This is a genomic window from Mesorhizobium sp. WSM4842, from assembly GCF_055901575.1.
Map to the genome: position 1 here is coordinate 3,338,187 of NZ_CM148372.1, position 19,976 is coordinate 3,358,162.

21 protein-coding genes are annotated in these 19,976 nt (G+C 64.0%); 13 read left to right on the top strand and 8 right to left on the bottom strand.

Annotation, left to right across the window (positions count from 1 at the left end; translation table 11 throughout):
* Positions 1 to 22: 22 nt before the first annotated feature.
* Positions 23 to 1,135, top strand: a complete 1,113-nt coding sequence (locus tag AC0NIE_RS16075; RefSeq protein WP_473489788.1) for a DUF1330 domain-containing protein — start codon at positions 23 to 25, stop codon at positions 1,133 to 1,135.
* A 194-nt stretch (positions 1,136 to 1,329) separates the two neighbouring features.
* Here AC0NIE_RS16075 and AC0NIE_RS16080 read toward each other — a convergent pair whose 3' ends face one another.
* A complete protein-coding gene (locus AC0NIE_RS16080) occupies positions 1,330 to 2,487 on the bottom strand; it encodes a sulfite oxidase (RefSeq protein ID WP_473489789.1) in 1,158 nt (385 codons plus the stop codon).
* A 258-nt stretch (positions 2,488 to 2,745) separates the two neighbouring features.
* Here AC0NIE_RS16080 and AC0NIE_RS16085 point away from each other — a divergent pair, with 258 nt between their 5' ends.
* Both AC0NIE_RS16085 and AC0NIE_RS16090 read left to right on the top strand, forming a co-directional pair.
* Positions 2,746 to 3,378 carry a DUF1326 domain-containing protein gene (locus AC0NIE_RS16085; RefSeq protein ID WP_473489790.1) on the top strand — a complete coding sequence of 211 codons (633 nt, stop codon included), beginning with the start codon at positions 2,746 to 2,748 and terminating at the stop codon, positions 3,376 to 3,378.
* Positions 3,379 to 3,386: 8 nt separating this feature from the next.
* Positions 3,387 to 4,415 (top strand): DUF2182 domain-containing protein, encoded by a 1,029-nt coding sequence (locus AC0NIE_RS16090; protein ID WP_473489791.1) that lies wholly within the window; start codon positions 3,387 to 3,389, stop codon positions 4,413 to 4,415.
* 7 nt (positions 4,416 to 4,422) lie between these two features.
* Here the strand turns inward: AC0NIE_RS16090 and dinB are convergent, their stop codons facing one another.
* The 4 genes from dinB to AC0NIE_RS16110 form a co-directional block, all read right to left on the bottom strand.
* Positions 4,423 to 5,664, bottom strand: a complete 1,242-nt coding sequence (dinB, locus tag AC0NIE_RS16095; protein ID WP_473489792.1) for a DNA polymerase IV — start codon at positions 5,662 to 5,664, stop codon at positions 4,423 to 4,425.
* A gap of 313 nt (positions 5,665 to 5,977) precedes the next feature.
* Complete coding sequence (locus AC0NIE_RS16100; protein ID WP_473490043.1) at positions 5,978 to 6,949, bottom strand: IS110 family RNA-guided transposase; 972 nt, start codon at positions 6,947 to 6,949, stop codon at positions 5,978 to 5,980.
* Positions 6,950 to 7,158: 209 nt separating this feature from the next.
* Entirely contained in the window at positions 7,159 to 7,617 is a 459-nt protein-coding gene (locus tag AC0NIE_RS16105) for a GNAT family N-acetyltransferase (protein ID WP_473488962.1), read from the bottom strand.
* A gap of 118 nt (positions 7,618 to 7,735) precedes the next feature.
* The gene (locus AC0NIE_RS16110) at positions 7,736 to 8,104 is read right to left on the bottom strand and encodes a hypothetical protein (RefSeq protein WP_473488961.1); all 369 of its coding nucleotides are present in this window, start codon (positions 8,102 to 8,104) and stop codon (positions 7,736 to 7,738) included.
* 210 nt (positions 8,105 to 8,314) lie between these two features.
* Here AC0NIE_RS16110 and AC0NIE_RS16115 point away from each other — a divergent pair, with 210 nt between their 5' ends.
* The gene (locus AC0NIE_RS16115; protein WP_123148021.1) at positions 8,315 to 8,617 is read left to right on the top strand and encodes a hypothetical protein; all 303 of its coding nucleotides are present in this window, start codon (positions 8,315 to 8,317) and stop codon (positions 8,615 to 8,617) included.
* 292 nt (positions 8,618 to 8,909) lie between these two features.
* On the opposite strand, the gene AC0NIE_RS16120 is transcribed toward AC0NIE_RS16115, so the two are convergent.
* Positions 8,910 to 9,605, bottom strand: coding sequence for an XRE family transcriptional regulator (locus AC0NIE_RS16120; protein WP_473488960.1), 696 nt, complete (start codon positions 9,603 to 9,605; stop codon positions 8,910 to 8,912).
* Positions 9,606 to 10,179: 574 nt separating this feature from the next.
* Between AC0NIE_RS16120 and AC0NIE_RS16125 the strand changes: the two genes are divergently transcribed.
* The 3 genes from AC0NIE_RS16125 (at position 10,180) to AC0NIE_RS16135 (ending at position 11,921) form a co-directional block, all read left to right on the top strand.
* A complete protein-coding gene (locus tag AC0NIE_RS16125; protein WP_473488959.1) occupies positions 10,180 to 10,566 on the top strand; it encodes a hypothetical protein in 387 nt (128 codons plus the stop codon).
* 117 nt (positions 10,567 to 10,683) lie between these two features.
* Positions 10,684 to 11,286: a DUF6456 domain-containing protein gene (locus AC0NIE_RS16130; protein ID WP_473488958.1), complete on the top strand. Its 603-nt coding sequence runs from the start codon at positions 10,684 to 10,686 to the stop codon at positions 11,284 to 11,286.
* Positions 11,287 to 11,654: 368 nt separating this feature from the next.
* Positions 11,655 to 11,921 carry a DUF2285 domain-containing protein gene (locus AC0NIE_RS16135; protein WP_473488957.1) on the top strand — a complete coding sequence of 89 codons (267 nt, stop codon included), beginning with the start codon at positions 11,655 to 11,657 and terminating at the stop codon, positions 11,919 to 11,921.
* 582 nt (positions 11,922 to 12,503) lie between these two features.
* Here AC0NIE_RS16135 and efp read toward each other — a convergent pair.
* Positions 12,504 to 13,070 carry an elongation factor P gene (efp, locus tag AC0NIE_RS16140; RefSeq protein ID WP_473488956.1) on the bottom strand — a complete coding sequence of 189 codons (567 nt, stop codon included), beginning with the start codon at positions 13,068 to 13,070 and terminating at the stop codon, positions 12,504 to 12,506.
* A gap of 129 nt (positions 13,071 to 13,199) precedes the next feature.
* On the opposite strand from efp, the gene epmA reads away from it, so the two are divergent.
* Positions 13,200 to 14,243, top strand: a complete 1,044-nt coding sequence (gene epmA, locus AC0NIE_RS16145) for an EF-P lysine aminoacylase EpmA (protein WP_473488955.1) — start codon at positions 13,200 to 13,202, stop codon at positions 14,241 to 14,243.
* A 209-nt stretch (positions 14,244 to 14,452) separates the two neighbouring features.
* Here the strand turns inward: epmA and AC0NIE_RS16150 are convergent, their stop codons facing one another.
* The gene (locus tag AC0NIE_RS16150) at positions 14,453 to 15,049 is read right to left on the bottom strand and encodes a DUF922 domain-containing Zn-dependent protease (protein ID WP_473488954.1); all 597 of its coding nucleotides are present in this window, start codon (positions 15,047 to 15,049) and stop codon (positions 14,453 to 14,455) included.
* Between the two features lie 235 nt (positions 15,050 to 15,284).
* Between AC0NIE_RS16150 and msuE the strand changes: the two genes are divergently transcribed.
* From msuE to AC0NIE_RS16175, 5 genes are read left to right on the top strand one after another with little or no spacing between them, the layout of a single operon-like run.
* Positions 15,285 to 15,836, top strand: a complete 552-nt coding sequence (msuE, locus tag AC0NIE_RS16155) for an FMN reductase (RefSeq protein WP_473488953.1) — start codon at positions 15,285 to 15,287, stop codon at positions 15,834 to 15,836.
* A gap of 54 nt (positions 15,837 to 15,890) precedes the next feature.
* Positions 15,891 to 17,255, top strand: a complete 1,365-nt coding sequence (locus AC0NIE_RS16160; RefSeq protein WP_473488952.1) for an LLM class flavin-dependent oxidoreductase — start codon at positions 15,891 to 15,893, stop codon at positions 17,253 to 17,255.
* A 26-nt stretch (positions 17,256 to 17,281) separates the two neighbouring features.
* Positions 17,282 to 18,130, top strand: a complete 849-nt coding sequence (locus AC0NIE_RS16165; protein ID WP_473488951.1) for an ABC transporter permease — start codon at positions 17,282 to 17,284, stop codon at positions 18,128 to 18,130.
* A 59-nt stretch (positions 18,131 to 18,189) separates the two neighbouring features.
* Positions 18,190 to 19,188 carry an ABC transporter substrate-binding protein gene (locus AC0NIE_RS16170; protein ID WP_473488950.1) on the top strand — a complete coding sequence of 333 codons (999 nt, stop codon included), beginning with the start codon at positions 18,190 to 18,192 and terminating at the stop codon, positions 19,186 to 19,188.
* 14 nt (positions 19,189 to 19,202) lie between these two features.
* Positions 19,203 to 19,964: an ABC transporter ATP-binding protein gene (locus AC0NIE_RS16175; RefSeq protein WP_473488949.1), complete on the top strand. Its 762-nt coding sequence runs from the start codon at positions 19,203 to 19,205 to the stop codon at positions 19,962 to 19,964.
* Positions 19,965 to 19,976: the final 12 nt, after the last annotated feature.

Genomic DNA, 19,976 nt, shown 5'->3' on the forward strand with positions numbered 1-19,976 from the left:
ATGCGATCAACGGAGGTCGGCCATGTCTACTTATTGCTTCTTCGACGTGCGTGAAATCACCGACCAAGCCAAAGTCGAGCAGTATCTGGCAGGGGTCTTTGCAACGGTTGAACAATATGGAGGGCGCTATTTGGTGCTGGGCGGGAAATCCGACCTTGTCGAAGGAGACTGGCAGCCGGTCTATCCGGTCATCGTCGAATTTGCCGACGCCGAGCATGCCAAGCGCTGGTACTCATCGCCTGAATACGAGCCGCTGAAGGCGCTTCGCGTCGCCGGAGCCCGATCCAACGCAGTGTTCCTTGAAGGTGCCACGCCGGGATCTGTGGACGCGGCGGTCCAGACCCACCGGGGTAAGACATCGAAAACTCCGGCTGAAATCTACGACTCACTGTTCGTTCCAGCGCTGTTCCGACAATGGGGGCCCATCGTCGCCGCCGAGGCGCGAATAGGGAGGGGCGACCGCGTCATCGACATCGCCTGCGGTACGGGTGTGCTGGCGCTCGCGGCCCTCGACCGCGTTCGCGCGGAGGGCAAGGTGGTCGGGCTTGACCCCAATCCCGATATGCTTTGCGTTGCCCGCCGCAAAAGCACTCGCATCGACTGGCGAGAAGGGCGCGCCGAGCAGATTCCTTTCCCGCATGAAAGCTTCGACGCCGCAGTCAGCCAGTTCGGCCTGATGTTCTTCGAGGATCGAGCAGCCGGACTGCGGGAAATGCTGCGCGTGGTTAAGACCGGCGGCCGGCTCGCCGTCGCGGTCTGCGACTCGCTCGACCAGTCGCCCGGCTATGCCGCAGTGGCGGCTATGCTTGAACGGCTGTTTGGAAGCGACGTTGCGAACGCGTTCCGCGCGCCCTTTGCTCTCGGCAATGCAGAGTTACTGCTCTCGCTCTGCGCGAAGGCAGGCATAGAGCATGCCGAGGTGAAGCGGCACCGCGGAACGGTCCGTTTTGCCTCGATCGAGTCGCTGATCTCGACTGAAAGAGCCTGCATCTGGACGTTGGGCGGACTTTTGGACAACGAGCAGTTTAAGCGGCTTCTGGAGGAGGCCGAGCGAGCACTTATGCCTTTCGTGACAGCGGTCGGCGCCGTCGCTTTCGACATGCCGGCGCTGGTCATCACGGCATCCAAGGGCTGACGCTGGGGACCGATTTCCAGTATTCCGGCCGTCCCATGTCCCCATGGACGAGACGAATCGCGCCAGTCCACCCGAAGCGGTCGTTCCGGGCATCTACGATGCGCGTCCATTTTGCCTGCCGAAGCGGACCTAAAGATTGCTTGGACAAACAGTCTGCGATCAGGCGCTGCCTGCTTCACCTTCCCGCGTAGTTCTTAGTCGACACGCACGCGGCGCGTCACCTGGCCGTTGCTTTCCCAGTATGTGTGTTTCTTGGCAATCAAGGGATCGTCCATTGCCGGTTGAACTTGTCCCGTGGTGCTGACCGCGCGCGAGGTCACCGTGTGTTCTCCAGGAGAGGGATTTGCCCAATCCAGGGACCAAATCTTCCAGGCGTGCTCGGCCTCCTCGCTGCGGTCAATGGTCGCCGGTGCCCATGGCGCTTGATCGATTTGCACTTCGACCCGGTCGATCGGTGCCCCCCAAGCTGCCCCAATGACGCGGTAGTCTGAATCCTTCCGGGTGACCTTTGCAGGCGCGGACTTTATCCGTGCCCGGCCGACTGAGTTCTCGGTCCACACGGTCTCGCCGTTGTGCTCTTCCTCCCGGATGGTGACATAGTCACGGGCCATCAGAAGGCTCATGAAGCGGGTGTCGCGAACCTCGATGCGTTCCAGCCACTTGACGTTGGCGATCCCGTACCAGCCGGGAGCAATCAGCCGCAGCGGAAAACCATTGGCCGGCGGCAAGGCGGCTCCGTTCATTTCATAGCAGAGCAGATTGTCGGGATTCATCGCGTCGGCGAGTGACATGCTGCGAGCGAAGTTCTGCTGCATCTTGACGTCGCGTATCGGGACCTCGCCCTTGTCAGTACCGAAAAAGACGACCTCGATGCCCTTCTCCATAACGCCGGCTTCCTCGAGGATCGGGGCGAGCGGCGTCCCTGCCCAGCGGGCATTGCCGATGCCGCCGGTAAAAAAGGGAAACCCGTGGTTGCCCGAGCATTCCACTGTGAAAACGACCTCCTGCCGCGGTCGCGCCCTGATGTCGGCGAGCGTCAATTTCAAGGGCTTCTTGACCAGGCCTCCGATCTCCATGGACCATGTCTTCTCGTCGATCGTTGGCCGGTTGAAATGCGAGATGCTGAAGAACTTGTGGTTTGGAGTTATCCAGCTATCCAAATCCTCCCAGACAAGCTGCTTCTGGATACCGACCGGATCGGGATTTTCGGTCGGCTGGTCCAGCCACGCAATAACCTCCTCGCTCGGCCGTGTTGGAAAAGCGTAAGCCCGACGCGAGGTATAGAGAGCAGCAATTGCGGCAAGAGCCGCGCTTCCTTGAACAAGAAGTTCTCTGCGCTGAAAATCAGGCATGTTGTTTACCTCCCAGTTGATCCGGAACGGGCTGCAACGTGCCTTAGGCCGTAGCCTGATCACGGATAGGCGACACAATATGAGGTCTGCCCAGCCGGAAGTATCCGGATAGGTCAGACAATCACCGACGCAAGTCAAGCATGTGAAGCATTGGACGAAACTCTCGCTTGGGTTTCGCATTTTTAAGGGTGCGCCTTTGAGAGGGAAGAGTCCAGGTGTATGTTGATGGTCTAATATTTCGACATCAGGGAGGACAGCGTGACGTCTTGGGAAATCAAGGGACGCGAACTCGTCAATTGCACCTGCGAATATGGCTGCAACTGTCAATTCAATGCGTTGCCCGACAAAGGCCATTGCCATGCCGTTGCCGGCATTCAGATCGATGAGGGTCATCATGGCGAAACCGCTCTCGATGGCCTGCGGATCGCCGCGATCTTCAAATGGCCTGGCGCGATCCACGAAGGCAATGGCGAAGCCATCGCTTTCGTCGACGAGAATGCAACCGACCGGCAGCGTAACGCGCTGCTGCGCATCATGACCGGCCAGGACACCGACCCGTTCGCGACGATGTTCGCCGTCTACGCCTCAACCGTGACAAAAATGAATGAGCCGGTGTTCACGAAGATCGATCTCGACCTCGATATTGACGGCCGCAGGGGCCGCATCTTCGTCAAGGACTACATCGAAACGGTCGGCGAACCGATCCGCAACAAGGTGACGGGTGCGGACTCGCGCGCGCAGATCGTGTTGCCGAACGGCTTCGAATATGCGGTCGCCGAGATCGGCAGTGCTTCGAGCACAACCAGCGGCCCGGTTCAGGTGACCACGAAGGACAGTTACGGCCAGTTCGCGCGGCTGCATCTCAACAATCACGGGGTGGTGCGGGCCTGACGCCTCGCATGAACGGCGCGTCGCCACTGGAACGCCTGCTCAGACGCGACCGCGTCATCACGATTGCGGGCGTGGTGGCGCTGTGCCTGCTGGCCTGGCTTTACATCGTCGCCGGTGCAGGGCTCGGCATGAATGCGTGGGAGATGTCGAGGCTCGCGCTGTTCCCCCACCAGCAAACTGCCGGCGTGACCTCCGATATGCCCGGCATGGATATGTCTGGCATGAATATGTCTGGCATGGACATGCCCGGCATGGACATGAGCGCGATGGCCGCAGCGACGGAACCGCGGGTCTGGGGGGCCGCGAACTGGGCGCTGATGATCGCCATGTGGTGGGTCATGATGATCGCCATGATGTCGCCGAGCGCGGCGCCGACCATCCTGCTCTATGCGAGCGTGCATCGCCATGCGCTCGCACAGGGCCAGATCCAGGACAAGCTCGCGCCCACCGGCGTATTTATGGCAGGCTACCTCCTGGTCTGGCTGGGGTTCTCCGTTGCGGCGACCGCGTTGCATCGGCTGCTCGAACGCGAAGCCTTCGCTTCCGCGACGCTGATGAGCTCACAAAGCCGCTGGCTTTCAGCCATCGTCCTGATCGCCGCGGGCCTCTATCAGCTCTCGCCGCTCAAGAACGCCTGCCTGTCGCATTGCCGGGCACCGACGGCGTTCCTTGCCCGACACTGGCGTCCCCACGCACTCGGCGCGCTGCGTTTTGGGCGCACTGCACGGGGCGTTTTGTGTCGGATGCTGCTGGATGCTGATGGCGTTGTTGTTCGTGGGGGGCATCATGAACCTGGTGTGGGTTGCCGGGCTCGCCATTCTGGTGCTGGTAGAAAAGGCGTTTCCTGCCGGCCAGCGGGTTGGCCGGGCGGCCGGCATCGTCCTGATCGCCTGGGGCGGCGCAACGCTTTTGGTCTGACGACCAGAAGACGCAGAAAATTTGCGAGCGGGTGCTGCCCTATCCGGTTGATGCCAAAAACCGGTGCACAACGAACTGGATCCAAGAACGTCATTCCGGCGATTTGCGACCAAGAGTAATCGCGGCTCACAATTCCTTTTCGGCCAGCTCTCGAAACGCGTCGGGGACCGAGCGCGACTGCCCGAGCGCGACCGAGGCATAGCCGACCGCCTCCCAGCCGAAACGGTCGCGGATCTTGTCGATGGCGCGGTCGGCGGTCCAGCGCGCCGCGCCCTTCCTGGTGCCGGGGCGGCGCCCGTCGTCATCGAGGCCGAGCGGCAGTTCCAGCTGCAGGGCCGGTTGCTTTTCCAGATGCGAGACGGCGATCGCCAGCAGCGAGATGGTCTTTTCGTGCGGATGATCGACAAGCACCTTGCGCACCAGCGCCTCGGCGATTTCGGCCAGCATGGCGGTTGCCGAAATCGGCTGGTCGAGGGAGATCGAGCGGGTCACCGAGCGCAGATCGGCAAAGCGGACGCGGACCGCCACCGTGCGGCCGGGCCGTGATTTCGCCCGCAGCCTGGTGGCGACCCTGTCGGCCAGATGCAGCAGCGCCGGCACGAAGATTTTTGCCTCGGCCGGCTTCCTGCCGAGCGCCGATTGTGCGCCGGCCGATCGCGCCCGGCGCTGCGTCTCGAGCTTGCGCGGATCGCGGTTCCAGGCCAGCGCGTTGAGTTTTTCGCCCGCCGCCGGCCCGAGCAGGCGCTCCAGCGACCAGCCAGGCGTCTTCGCCAGTTCGCCGACGGTGCGCACACCGATGCCGGCCAGCCGCTCCCTGGTGACCGGGCCGACGCCCCACATCAGCTCGACCGGCAGATCGTGCAGGAACGCCAACTCGTGGCGTGGATCGACGACCACCAGCCCGTCGGGCTTGGCCACTTGCGAGGCGATCTTGGCCAGGTGCTTGGTGCGCGCCACGCCGACCGAGATCGGCAGACCGAGCTCCGCCCGCACGCGGCGGCGGATGGTTGTGGCGATCTCGGCCGGCGGACCGAACAGATGGGTGCAGCCGGCGACGTCGGCGAAGGCCTCGTCGATGGAGATCCGCTCGACCATCGGCGTGAAATCGCCAAGCACTTTGATGGCCGCGTCGCCGAGCCGCTGATAATCCTTGAAATGGCCGCCGACGAAAATCAGCCCGGGGCAGAGTTCCCGGGCGCGCCGCCCCGGCATGCCGCCACGCACGCCAAAGGCCTTGGCCTCGTAGGAAGCGGCCAGCACCACACCGCCGCCGACGGCGATCGGCTTGCCGCGCAGGGCCGGGTCGAGCAACTGTTCGACCGAGGCATAGAAGGCATCCAGATCCGCGTGGAGGATGTTGGCTTCCATCCGGCCCGTTCGCCCGCGGCGGTTCGAACGCCGCATGTCTTGAGGTTTGTATGGAACATAAAGAGAACATTGCGGGTGGATTGTCAAGGAGCGTGGAGGGCAGGTGGAGGGCAATCGCTTGAGGTTTGCGCTGCCCCTCATCGCCCTGCCGGGCACTTCTCCCCGTATAGGGACGGGGAGAAGGACGCTCTCATCGATGGTTTCGCCAATCACCAACGTTGCAGGAAAGTGCCGAGGTTGCGGACAGCCCCCTTCGCCCCGTCACTATACGGGGAGAAGGTGCCGGCAGGCGGATGAGCATCTGTGTTTGTTGTCAAGGGGCGATTGGGCTCCAGAAGCGGTCTTGGGCGATGAGTGCGTTGGCCATGACGACGAGCTTTCGCATGACGGCGACGAGGATGACCTTTGCGGCCTTTCCGGCGTTGCGCAGGCGTGCGGCGAAGGCGGCAAGGTCCTTGTTGTAGCGGCTTGCCGACAGCGCCGCCATGTAGAGGACGTTTCTGACAGCCTTGCGTCCGCCTTTGATTGCACGGCGGCCCTGACGCGGCCCGCTGTCGTGGGCGACGGGGGCGAGGCCGGTCAGCATGGCCGCCTGTTTGGCGTTGAGCGTGCCCATCTCGGCGAGACCGACCAGCAGCGCGGTGGCCGTGATCGGGCCAATGCCCGGGATCGACACCAAGATGGCGTGGCGGCGGGCAAGGGCGGGGTCGGCCGAGATCAGGCGAGCGGTTTCGGTTTCGAGACGGACGAGGTGGCGTTCGATCATCCGCAGTCTGCGCTTGAGTTCGGCGCGCAGAAAGGGGCTTTGGAGTGTCGCCAAGCGGTTGATGAGCGCGGTGCGTTCGGCACTGGCGGCACCGCGCACGCCGACGATTTCCTGCAATGCTTCCATCGCAAGCGAAGCCGGTACCGTCTCGGCCGGTTCGAGTGCGACCCCCATCAAGGCCAGCAGCCTGGCGTCGATCCTATCGGTCTTGGCGAGCTGGCCGCAGGCTTCGGCAAAGAGCCGAGCGCGCAGCGGGTTGACGACGGCCACGGCCAATCCCGCCTCGTGCAGCGAGCGTTGCGCCGCCCGATGGTATTTGGACGTCGCCTCCAGGACCACCCGCCTCACCGCAAGCTCGCCGAGCAGGCGCTTCAGCCGCCGCAGTCCGCCACTGTCATTGGCGACGCGGAAGCTCTTGCCGGCCGGATGGACGTAGACATCCAGCCACTCTTTACACACGTCGATGCCGGCATAGACTGGCGGCGTCGCATTCGGTTCGGACAATACCTTGCCTTGCATGCGGGACTTGCTCCCCATCATCTGTTCAGGACCAATGTGAGAACGAATGGACCTTGCTCATCCGCGGCTCACACCAAGGGGCGTACGGTCCCATCCGTCCACTCCCCGGCGGACGGCCATCCGTCGGGGAGTACAGCTATCTTGCACAAATAGCCGCAATCCGAACATGCAAGGGGCAGCGCCGACTTCGGCAATCAGCCGATCGAGCGCTACAGCGCCATCTTGTAGCCGAGATGGCTGGCGGTGAAACCGAGGCCCTCGTAGAAAGCGTGCGCCTTCCGTCGGCTCTTGTCGGTCGTGAGCTGAACGAAGCTGCAGTTGCGTGCACGGCATTCTTCAACCGCCCATTCGATCATCTGCTTGCCGACGCCGCGAGACCGCCATTGCCGCGCGACGCGAACGCCTTCGATCTGGCCGCGCCAGGCGCCTTTCCTGGAAATACCTGGAATGAAGCTGAGCTGCAGGGTTCCGATCATTTGCCCGGCTTCGACAGCCACGGCTAGCACCTGGTTGGGATCGGCTTCGATTGCTCGGAACGCATCGAGGTAGGACGGCGCGAGCGGCGTCGACGGGTCCTCCCGACCAGCACCGAGCGCATCGTCGGCAAGCAGTGCGACAATCGCCGGCAGATCGTGCGCTTGCGCGCGACGGAATTTGATCTCGCCCATCGAGTGGACATACGGTGTGGATTTGGTGACGGCAAGTGCGGTCCAGCTATGCGCGACAGGCGCGTCGCGGGCGACCGGCGCCAGGCATTCGCGGCTGATGGCGTCGGCGACCTCCAGCTTACGCCGCCTGCCGTGCCCAGAGGCGGTGGCCGTAGCGGCGAAAGAAGCGCGCCAGGAGCCGCTGCTGCCTGGCGCGGGCGAGATCGGCGCCGCGCCTTTCCTGGCGCCAGCGTGGCATGTTGCGAAACAGCGCAATGAAGCGGGCGGCGTCCTCGATCGCCTCCTCGGCCGACTGCGCCGGGCGGATCGCCGCCAGGAACAGCGCCTCGCCATGCTTCAGCCGGTCGACAATCGCTTTGCGCTGGTCATGGCCCAGGCGGGCCTTGCCTATGCCGTCGAGACGGATGGCCGCGAAGGCCGCCAGCATGGCCGGACTGTCGCCGGTATAGCCGCAATCGCGGGCGAACTGGGCGGAGAGAGCGTCCATCTTCGTCTCCTTGTTGGCGGCCGCGGCGGATGCCCGGTCCTGCCGCCTATCCGATCGTGCGCGGCGGCGTTATCCGTCGATACGATATATAAGCATAACTCAAAAATTGACACAAGTTAAACTTTTGCAGGGTGTGAGCGGAACTGACTCGACTCTTCGGGAAAAACCCCTAATGATGTGAACAAAACAGGAACTGAGGCGCTAGGGACGATGGCATTGCCGGGCAAGGAAGCGACGATCGCCGAGGTCGTCTCGATCGCGGTCGAGTGTATCGATTGCGGCCGCAACAGATGGTGGAAGCCGGCGGAGCTGAAGCGCTTCGGGGTGACCGCGCAGACGCCGCTGGCGGCGCTTTCGGGGCGCCTTCGCTGCTCGGCCTGCCGCGCCGACGGGCTGCCGGGCGCGGCGATCTCGATCCAGGCGGCGTTCATCGACGAGCAGCAGCAGCGCCGCGCCGAAGCGCGAATGCTTGGCGAGCGCGAGATTCCGCTGGAGAGATCCAGGCGGGCTTGATGGCGGAGACGCCCTCTCCCCGCAGGGCAGGGCTATCGCAGGTGGAAAGCCGAGGCTTTCGCTCTACGATGTACCCCCACCCCTAACCCCTCCCCACAAGGGGGAGGGAGACTTCCGTTGGCGCTGACCTCGGCAAATTGCCTGCCTTTCGGCGCCAAGGGGAAAGTAAAGGCGCGCGGCAGCGTTCCCTCCCCCTTGTGGGGAGGGTTAGGGTGGGGGTCCATCTTCGTAAGAATCCAAATGCGATTGCCCTGCCCCACAGGGGGAGAAGGGAGCGCGCTCCGCCGCCGCCCTAGTACCCCAGCAGTTCCTTGAGCGGGATGACGCGCCAGACGTGTTGGATTGCGTAGCGGTTGAAGGTCAGCGTCTTCGGCGGATTGTACTGCTCGACGACCAGCTCGGCGGCGGTGCGCTTAACCAGTTTTTTGATGAAAGCCTTGCCGTTGCGCTCGTGTTCCTCGGGGAACATCTCGATCACCACGTGGTCGCCGGGCACGGCGTCGCGGCCGCCGCAATAGAGCATCTCGCCGGGCTCGTAGCGCGGCACCATCGAGTCGGAGAGCACATGCAGCGCGAACACCTTGCGCAAATGGGGGATGCCGGGCGGACGCTGGACATAGCCGGCGACCTCGCCGTTGAAGGTGAAGTCGCCGTCGTCGCCGCCGACCGCCGCACCGAGAAGCTCGATGTCCATCGGGCCGGCGGGCAGGGGGGCGGCGTCGGTGACGATCTCGGCGTCGGCGACATTGTCGGCGTCGTCGAGGAAGACGACTTCGCCCTTGCCGAGCGCCACCGGGTCGACGCGCAGGAAGGCGGCGGTCTTCAGCAGGTTCTCGGTTTTTGGCAGGTTGCGGCCGGTTTCCCAATTGCCGACGGCGGCGACGTCGGTGTCGTTGTGCTCGGCAATGTGGCGCATCACCAGGCCGCGCTGCTTGCGCGCTTTGCGGATCGCCGCCCCGACCTTGATCGACAATGAGGTTTTCGCCATGGCGCCATCTGAAACATAAGAATCGGTTTCGTCCATGCAAGAATGGCTTGCATAATTTTTTGAGTTATGCTTATATACGGCCATGCACAAGTCACGTCGCTCCATCCCGTTTTCCCATCCGTCCCGGCTGCCCTCCTCCCCGGCCGGGACGAAGCCCGAGGCTAGCGCCTCGGCTCCGGTCACCCTGCCGTCATCGCAGGCTACCGGAACGGCCGGAGCCGTTCCCCGCACGGCTCCGGCCACGAATTTCCGCAAGTGCAATGCCGGCCTTTCGTGCATCCGCACCGAGGACGGCACGGTCATCGTCTTCGACCGGTGCACGGGCAGGGCGGTTTCCGGCGCCACAAGCGAGGCGGCCGAGGCGAAGCTCGGCCGCCGGAGTTGCGTCCCTCTCCCCGTGCCGGCAGGCGGGGCGGCACCATCGCTGGGCTGCTCGGGCAGTGCCGGCAATGACCTGGGGAGAGGCAATCGGCGACGTCGCGCTGCCCCTCACCTGCCTGCCGGCATCCTCTCCCCGTGAACGGGAGAGGGACGCAGCTTCGGCATCTACTCAACCTTTCAATGGATCAACATCATGCCCGTCTATACCGACACGGAATTGCAAAGCATCGCCCGCACCCCGGCCAGGCTGGCGCCGCCGGTCTGGCTGCCGCAGCGCCAGTTCGTGCGCGAGATCCACGGGCCCGAGGCCCTCAAGGTGCCGGCACCGCGCGCCGTTGCAGCCGTCGGGCGCCCGCCGCATGTCGCGGCCATGCGCTTCATCGACTGCCTGTTCAACCGCTGCCGCGCGCCGCTCGATCTGACGCTCAAGGAAGGTCCCGAAAACGACGCACCGGGCAGCCGGCCGGCACTGGACATGCTGTGCTGCGGCCTGCGCACGCGGCCGCTGAAAAGCTACTGCGCCTATCACGCGGCACGATTCTGCGACCATCGCCGTACGGCTCTCGCGGATGCAGCGTGAGCGGCATCGGTCGAGATTCTTCTCGCCAAGCACGGCGGCCTGGTTCCTCTCCCCCACTGCGTGGGGGCGAGGAACCCAGGTTCTGCAAAGGCAGCAAATCAAACGAGGAGACTGTCCATGAGCAAGAAGACCGCCAAGGTCAAGGCGCCGAAGGCACCCAAACTGGCAAAAGGCGAGGCCGAGCAGGTGCGCATCCGCAAGGAGGTCGGCCATGATTTCGCGCTGAAGGACGACGCCTTCGGCCGCAAGCGGCTGGCGACCGGCACGCTGGAGGCGAAGCGCATCTATGAGGTTTCCAATGACAGCTCGACCGGCGGCATTGTGCGGGTGCGCAATGTCGACCCGCTGACCGGCATCACCTCGCTGTCGCGCCAGCAGCGCGAGGCGGGTATGCGCTACCGCGAGGATTTTCGTGTCTCGGCGCAGGACGGTGTCAAGCCGATGGCGCTGACCGAGCGCGTCGACGGTGGCCGCATCGGCGGCGGCGTTGCCGACCGCATCCTGTCCGCCGGCCGCTCTTATGCCGACGCCACCAGGGCGCTTGCGCATTGGGAGGTGTCGGGCGTGGTGCAAAAAGTCTGCTGCGCCGGCGAAACGGTAAAAAGCCTGGCCGAACAGACCGGCGAGCCGCGGGATGTGGTCTCTAAACTGCTCAAGATCGGGCTGGATTTGTTGGCGGTGCATTACGGGATGATGCTGATGCGGCGGCCGCGGGGGTAGAGGGCAAACGGGGCGGGCGCTATGAACTTGTCATGCCATCAGAGGCTGCCTGCCTGACCAAGAGATGTGAGGGTTGGCAATGCGTTTCATGGGCGTTGTTTTGGGGGCAATCTTAGCGATCGTCGGCATTGTTGCGGCAGCGGCGGCTGTGTCCAGCACCCATCCGATTTCTAATGTCTCGCTTATTTTTGCGCTCTTGTTTGCCGCCGCAGTGCTATGGGCTCATCTAAAGCCCCAGAAGCGAATGTAGCTAAGCCGCATCCTGATTTTCGGGGCGCGCAGCGGGCCTCGATCGGCCAGCGTCCTCCAATTGAAGGGCGCGGGCTTCTCGACGGCCTGTTACGGTGCGCCATTGCTGGTAGATCGCCATGCCAAAGCCACCGCTAGACCCTGATTTCGCAGACGTGGCGCCGACGTCTTCGGTGCTGACCGCGTATGACGAGCACTGCATGCTGACTTACATGCGGCTGCTCGATGCTTCGGCGGACGGCGCCGATTGGCGTGAGGTCGCCCGCAGCGTTCTGCATATTGATCCGAACCAGGAGCCGGAACGGGCATTCCGGGCCTGGGCGACGCATCTGGCGCGTGCCCGCTGGATGACCGGGAATAAGGGTTGGCGCCAATCAGCACGATGAACTGGCGTGGATGACGCCGGGCATTTCCGTGGAACTGCCGTCCCGGTTTGCCCGTTTAGATAGGAAACCAACTGGGAAGCGCTTGATGAACCGTTGGCAAATCAACAGGTTAGAGGCGTGCTGCCTTCTTGCCGTTCCGCTGTCGATGATCCTTACGGTTCTGATAGCGGGTTTCATCCTTGGCTGAATTCCCCGCTGCACTGTCCAGTAAACCCGCTGCACAGTCCAGTGAAGCAGACTCTTCCCGGCGCGTCATGGCATGGGGCAAACGCGGGTTGGGCCTCTACTTTGGCATTCTGCGACGATCAGGCGCCGTGGCGGGCCTCGCTCACCGATACTTAACTTATAGGGGACTGTTAAGAGACAGGATTAACGCGTATGTGCGAGCTAGGGTTAACAAAGGGTTTTCCGGTGACGCTGCTTCAAATCACCTCCATCGTGGCCGAACTCGCGGTCTCCTACGTCACGATTGCATTCACATACCTGGCAGCTGTGTACGCGATTTGCTCCCGCTACTAGCCGCCGCGCGCCCAGCCTGCTTCCAGCACGCGAGGCCTGTCGCCCGCAAGCGATCCACCAGCCTCAATCCTTGGCGCGCTCCACATACGCGCCATCGGCCGTCATCACCACCACGCGGGTGCCGGCGGTGATGTGCGGCGGCACCAGCGTGCGCACGCCGTTGGACAGTGTTGCCGGCTTGTAGGACGAGGACGCCGTCTGGCCCTTGGTCACCGGCTCGGTCTCGACCACCTCGAAGGTGGCGCGCTGCGGCAGCACCAGCGAGATGGCGATGCCATTGTACTGGGAAACCTGCACCGCCATGCCTTCCTTGAGATAGGGCGCCATCTCGCCGACCACGCTTTCCGGCACCGCGACCTGGTCGTAGCTTTCCGGGTTCATGAAATGGAAGCCTTCTGCGTCGCGGTAGAGGAAGGTGTGCTCGCGCTCCTCGACATAGGCGCGCTCGACCTGCTCTGTGGTGCGGTAGCGCTCCGAAACCTTCACCCCATCGGAGATACGGCGCATGTCGAGCTGGGTAACCGGCGTGCCCTTGCCCGGATGGATGTTTTCGGCAAAGAGGATCACATAGAGCTTGCCGTCCTTTTCGACGACATTGCCTTTGCGTAGGGAACTGGCGATGACCTTCACGGGCTTTATTCCTAAGAGCGTTGACTGGCCTGGGAGCGCCGAACGGCGCAAATCGGCTGCGGGAGCCGTTCGGTGCGGCCTAGCGCATCTTGGCGGCAATCGCCAGTCCTCCATGCAAATCCTGTCGTCATGACCGCCGCCTCGCCCTGGTGGACGCCTGATGTTCACGCCGACAGGCGGCCGCGGCTGATCCTGCGCAATGCCATCACTGCGGCCCTGCGCGACTGGTTTGCCAGCCGCGATTTCATCGAGGTCGAGACGGCGGCGCTGCAGGTCTCGCCCGGCAACGAGGCGCATCTGTCGGCCTTCGCCACCGAGGCGATCGGGCCGGACGGACAGCGTCTGCCGCTCTATTTGCACACCTCGCCGGAATTCGCCTGCAAGAAGCTGCTCACCGCCGGCGAGACGCGCATCTTCAGCCTGAGCGCCGTCTATCGCAACCGCGAGCGCGGCCCGTTGCATCATCCGTCCTTCACCATGCTCGAATGGTACCGGGCTAACGAGACCTATGAGAGCCTGATGAAGGACTGCACCGGGCTTATCGCGCTGGCCGCCGAGCGCGCGGGTGCAAAACGTTTCGCCTTTCGCGGCCGCGCGGCCGATCCGTTCGCCGAGCCCGAACGGTTGAGCGTCGCCGATGCTTTCATGCGCCATGCCGGCATCGACCTGCTGGCCACGGTGGCCGCCGACGGCAGTACCGATCAGGAGGCGCTGCATGCGGCTCTGGTCAAGGCGGGCTTACGCACCGCGCCCGACGACAATTGGGCAGATCTGTTCAGCCGGGTGATGGTGGAAAAGATCGAGCCGGCGCTGGGGCAGGGGCGCGCCACCATCCTTTACGGCTATCCGATTTCGGAGGCCGCCCTTGCCCGGCCGAGCGCAGATGATCCGCGGGTCGCCGAGCGCTTCGAGCTCTATTGCTGCGGCATCGAGCTGGCCAACGCGTTCGGCGAGCTGACCGACGCCGCCGAGCAGCGCCGGCGCTTCATCCTCGAGATGGACGAGAAGGAGCGCATCTATGGCGAACGCTATCCGATCGACGAAGACTTCCTCGCCGCACTCACCATAATGCCGCAGGCGAGCGGCGCCGCGCTCGGCTTCGACCGGCTGGTGATGCTGGCGACGGGGGCGATGCGGGTCGAGGATGTGATGTGGACGCCGGTGGCGGGGTGAGGCGAGGCCTGTGCTCTACGGCGCCCCCCTCTCTGTCCTGCCGGACATCTCCCCCACAAGTGGCGAGATTGGCAGTTCCGCCGACAGCGCCTCTTTTTCGAGGTTGGCGATTGGCGAAATCAAAGATGACGGCCGATCTCCCCCCAAGTGGGGGAGATGTCCGGCAGGACAGAGGGGGGCGCTGTCCCGCCAGCTTTGCGATGATTCCCCTACCGCCCCATCAGCAAATTAACGATGAGATGCTGCAGATTGCCGCGCGGGGCGAATTCTACCCGGTCGAAATCGCGGCTTGCCTGCCGCTGCGCCTGGGAGAGTTCGGCGAGCCGCCTGGTCATTTCGGTCCTGATCTTGCTGCAGCCGGGATCGTCGGGGACGGACAGGCCGATGGTTGCCGTCTCGATCTTGCGGACCATGTCGACGATGAGGTCGCCATGCACCTTTTCGTGGGCGGCGAGGCCGGCGGCGAAAACGTCCCAACTCTTCTGCACGGCGGCCGGCACCGGCCCGGACGTTTTGGGCAAGGTGTAGGTTATGATGAGCTTCGGCCGCGCCGATACCAGCACGCAGGCGTTGCCTTGTCGCTGATAGTCCCTGACCCAGGTCAGCTTGAAATTGGTGTAGGCCATGGCGCGGACCTTGCCCTTGCCGATCATCGGCCCGCGCTCGCCCATCGAGGCGTGGAGCTGGGGACCGGTTTGCCCTGAAACGGCGTAGGTCTCGACCTTCTCGACCGGCTTCCATCCCGCCTGCGCCGACGAAGCCAGCAAACAGGCCAGCAGCAGATACGTCAGAACGGCTGTTTTCATGCGAATCCCCCGGGCCGATGGCTTTGGTGCTTGAGATCATCAACGCGTGGCCGGAATGCGGTCAAGGCGCCGTTGTCAAACTCGGCGTTCGCATTTCGCGTCGAAAGAACCAATCGACGACGATGTGCCGCAAACTCAATCCGCTTGGCGGGTTCGTTTTGAAATCTTCTTTCTGATCTAATTCTATAAACTCAGTAGAGTTAATGCACAGAAGCCGTTTTGCGAGGAACCCAAAATGTCGAAAAAGCTGGTGGTGGGGCTGTCGGGCAACCTGACCCGTCCGTCGAAGACCAAGGCGTTCATCGGCCACATCGTCGCGGAGCTGGCGAGCAGCACCGGTGCAGCCTCGACCGTTTTCGACATCGAGGATCTCGGTCGGTCCTTCCCGCAGGCAAGGCGCATTGGCGAGCTGGATCCGTCGGCCAGGAACATCGTCGAGCAATTGTTGGACGCCGATGTCCTGGTGATTGGCTCGCCGACCTTCAAAGGCAGCTACACCGGGCTTTTCAAACATTTCTTCGACCTGCTCGACCCGTCATCCCTGAGGGGAAAGCCGGTCATCCTTGCTGCAACTGGCGGCGGCGATCGTCATTCGCTGGTTGTCGAACATCAGCTGCGGCCGCTGTTCGGCTTTTTCGAGGCGCTGACCCTGCCGACCGCGATCTACGCCTCCGACAAGGACTTCGCCAACGGCGTGCTGGTGTCCGAAGCCATCCATGCTCGCGCCAGGCAAGCGGTCGCCGAAGCATGCCGGGTGGTGCCCCGCAGCGTTGGTCTTGCCGCCTGAACACCCGTCAGTGCCCCTCGATTCCCTTTCCGCACAGCTCAGAAGGAACCCGCAATGACCAGATCCAGCAAGTCCAGGCAGATCAAGCTTGGTGCTTTCCTGCCCGGTGGCGGACAGCACATCGCAGCCTGGCGCCATCCTGACGCGCCGGCCGACGGCGCGACGAATTTCGAGTTCCACAGGCAGCTCGCGCTGACCGCCGAGCGCGGCCTGTTCGACGCCTATTTCCTCGCCGACAATCTGACCGTCGGCCTCGGCGCCCGCGAAGGCGGCAATGCCAAGATCGCCGGGTTCGAGCCGGTGACGCTGTTCGCCGCATTGGCGCCGCTCACCACGCATCTGGGCTTCATCGCCACCGCCTCCACCACCTATGAGGAGCCTTATACGCTCGCCCGCAAGTTCGCCTCGCTCGACCTGCTGTCGAATGGCCGGGCCGGCTGGAATGTCGTGACCTCGGCGGGCGACGAGACCGCGCGCAATTTCAATCGCGAGACGCAGCCTGCCCACGCCGAGCGCTATGCCCGGGCGCATGAGCATGTCGAGACGGTCAAGGCGCTGTGGGACAGCTGGGAAGACGATGCCTTCATCCGCGACAAGAAGTCGGGGCGCTTCTACGACAAGGACAAGCTTCACGACATCGACCACAAGGGCCGGCATTTCAGCGTCAAAGGTCCGCTCAATGTGCCGCGCCCGGTGCAGGGTCACCCGGTGGTGGTGCAGGCCGGGCAGTCGGAGGACGGCCGCAGGCTCGCCGCCCATTCGGCTGAGGTCATCTTCACCGCCCATCAGAATCTCGCCTCGGCGCAAGAGTTCTACCGCGACATCAAGGCGCGCGTGACGGCGGTCGGCCGCGATCCCGGACAGGTACTAATCATGCCGGGCGTAGCTCCCTTCGTCGGCCGCACCGAAGAGGAAGCCCGCGCCAAGTACCAGCAGCTGAACGACCTGATCCTGCCCGAGGACGGCGTGGCCCTGCTCAACGGGCTGGCGGGCCAGACGCTCGACATCAGCGGGTATCCGCTCGACGGACCGCTGCCGCCGAGCAAGGAAACCGAAGGCATGAAGAGCCGCCAGTCACTGATCCGCCAGATTGCCGACGAGCACGACTTCACCATCCGCCAGCTCTACCAGTGGGTGGCGACGGCCCGCGGCCACTACACCGTCATCGGCAGCGCGGTGCAGGTCGCCGATCAGCTGGAGGAATGGTTCGGCAACGACGCCGCCGACGGATTCAACATCCTGCCGCCCTGGCTGCCTGGCGCGCTCGACGACTTCGTCGACCTGGTGATCCCCGAGCTGCAGCGCCGGGGCCTGTTCCGCACCGCCTACGAAGGCAGGACGCTGCGCGAGAATCTCGGCCTCAGGCGGCCGGAAAACCCCTGGACCGCCGGCCGCTCCAAGGTGCTGGCCGCCGAATAGATTCTCTTAAAGCAAAGGGCAGGACGATGAGTTTGCAACACATCGAGCAGCGGGTCACGATCGGTACACATGACGGCAGAACCAGCCTTGGCGCCGTTTTCCCGCGCCTGGCCAACCGGACTGTCGTCCGCTTCCTGTCCCGCTACGGCATCCTGATCGGCTTCCTCGCGATCTGGCAGGTATCGAGCCGCGCGGGATGGGTGAACGCTGCGGTATTGCCGCCGATCGACACGATCGTCACCGCATTGTGGAACGGTCTGGCCGGTGGCACCTTGCTCGGCGACATCGCCATCAGCCTGCAGCGCGCCGGCCTCGCCTTCGCGGCGGCAGTGGCGGTTGCCATCCCGCTCGGCCTGTTCATGGGCCAGGTGCGCGCCGTCGAAACCGCGCTTGATCCGATCCTGCAGGTCTTCCGGCAGACCTCGGCGCTGGCGCTCTATCCGGTGTTCATCCTGCTGCTCGGGCTGGGGGAGGCATCAAAGGTCTTCGTCATCTTCTGGGCGACGCTGTTTCCGCTGCTGCTCAACACCATCAGCGGCGTCAAGCAAGTCGATCCGAAACTGCTTGAGATGGCTCGGGTCTATGGCGCCGCGCGGCTCACCGTGTTTCGCCGTGTCGTGCTTCCAGGGGCCGTCCCGTCGATCTTCGTGGGCTTAAGGCTGAGTGCGACCACGGCGCTCTTGCTGCTGATCGCCTCCGAAATGATCGGCGCCAACAAGGGCATCGGCTTCCAGGTGATGAACGCGCAGTACAACTTCCAGATCCCGCTGATGTTTGCGGCGATCGTCATCCTCGCCGGCCTCGGCCTGATCGCCAACCAGGCGCTGGTCAGCCTGCAGCGGCGGCTCTGCCGCTGGAGCAATCCCATCGACTGACCAGCCTTCACCATCCTCTTCAACAGGCACCACCCTCTCCAACAGGAAAGACCGGACCCATGCCAATCACTCGCCGTTCCCTGCTTGCGGGCGCTCCCTTTGCCGCCGGCATCATCGCCGCCGGCCTGCCCCGCTTCGCCGTTGCGCAAGCCGCGCCGGTCACGTTGCGCTACCTCGCCAGCCGCGGCAGCATCTCGCCGCATGAGCTGGCGGAGGCGCTCGGCTATTTCAACGATGTCGGCGTCAAGCTGGAGAATGTCGGCTACTCCGGCGGCGGCCCGGAATCGCTGTTCGCGCTCGCCTCCGGCAGCGTCGATCTCGGCTCGGCCGCGACCGCTGCGGTGATCAATTCGATCTCCGGCGGCAACGACTTCGTCGCCGCCTATCCAAGCAACGGCATCAACAGGCAAGTGCGCAGCGTCTTCTACGTGCTGGAAGACAGCCCGATCAAATCGATTGCCGACATCGCCGGAAAGACCATTGCGGTCAACACGCTCGGCGCCCATCTCGACTACACCGTGCGCGAGGCGCTGCACGGCGTCGGCCTGCCACCGGATGCCGCCAACCTCGTCGTGGTGCCCGGGCCGCAGCTTGAACAGACCTTGCGGTCGCGTCAGGTCGATATCGCGGCACTGGGCTATTGGCAGGCGACATTTGCCGGCGCGCTGGTCGACAATGGCGGCGTGCGCGGCGTGTTCAACGACACCGACGTGCTGGGCGAACTGGCCGGCGGCTTCATCGTCCTGCGGCGCGACTTCATCACGGCGCATCCGGAGGGCGCCCGCAATTTCGTCGACCAGTCGGCGCGCGCCGCCGACTGGTCGCGCCAGAACCCGGACGAGGCGCGCAAGGTGCTCGCGGACATCCTCGACAAGCGCGGCGAAAATGGCGAGCTGGCGCGCTACTGGACCGGCTTCGGCCTGCGTGAAGGGGCGAAGGCTGACGACCGCGACATCGACTTCTGGGTCAGCGTGCTGGAACGCGACGGCCGCCTGCCCAAGGGCAAGCTGAAAGCCGCTGATATCCTTTACCGGCGCGGCGAAACGAAAACCAACTGACCGGGAGACGGGCCATGGCCACCACAAGCGGCGGAGAGGTCACGATACGTGACCTCTCCAAATCCTTCACCCTTGGCGGGCGCCCGCTTGCCGTGCTGAGGGCGCTCAACCTCGACATCCGCTCCGGCGAATGCCTCGTCATTGTCGGCGCCAGCGGATCGGGCAAGACCACGCTGCTGCGCATTCTTGCCGGGCTGGAGGCTGCCGACAGTGGCGGTGTCGCGATCGACGGCAAGCCGGTCCATGGCGTCGGCTCCGAGCGCGCGGTGATCTTCCAGGAACCGCGCCTGCTGCCGTGGCTGACGGTACTCGGCAACGTCGCCTTTGGCCTCGAAGTGCGGGGCGTGCCCAAGGCGGAGGCGGAGGACAAGGCCCGCATCTATACCGCGCTCGTCGGTCTGGCCGAATTCAGCGATGCCTATCCCAGGCAGCTTTCGGGCGGCATGGCGCAGCGCGTCGGCATCGCCCGGGCGTTGACCGTGCGGCCTGAAATCCTGCTGCTCGACGAGCCGCTAGGCGCGCTCGACGCGATGACCAAGATCGGCATGCAAGAGGAACTGGTGCGCATCTGGAGCGAAGAGAACGTCACCATGATCATGGTCACCCATGATCTGGAAGAAGCGATCTATCTTGCGGACAGGGTGCTGATCCTGCCCAGGGAGAAAGGCGGCGCAGCACGCCTGGTCGAGGTTGAACTGCCGCGCCCCCGCGATCGCAGCGAAACCCGGTTCGTGCGCTATCGCGAAGAACTGCTGCGTGAGTTTGGCCTGCACTGAGACGTCGGGTGA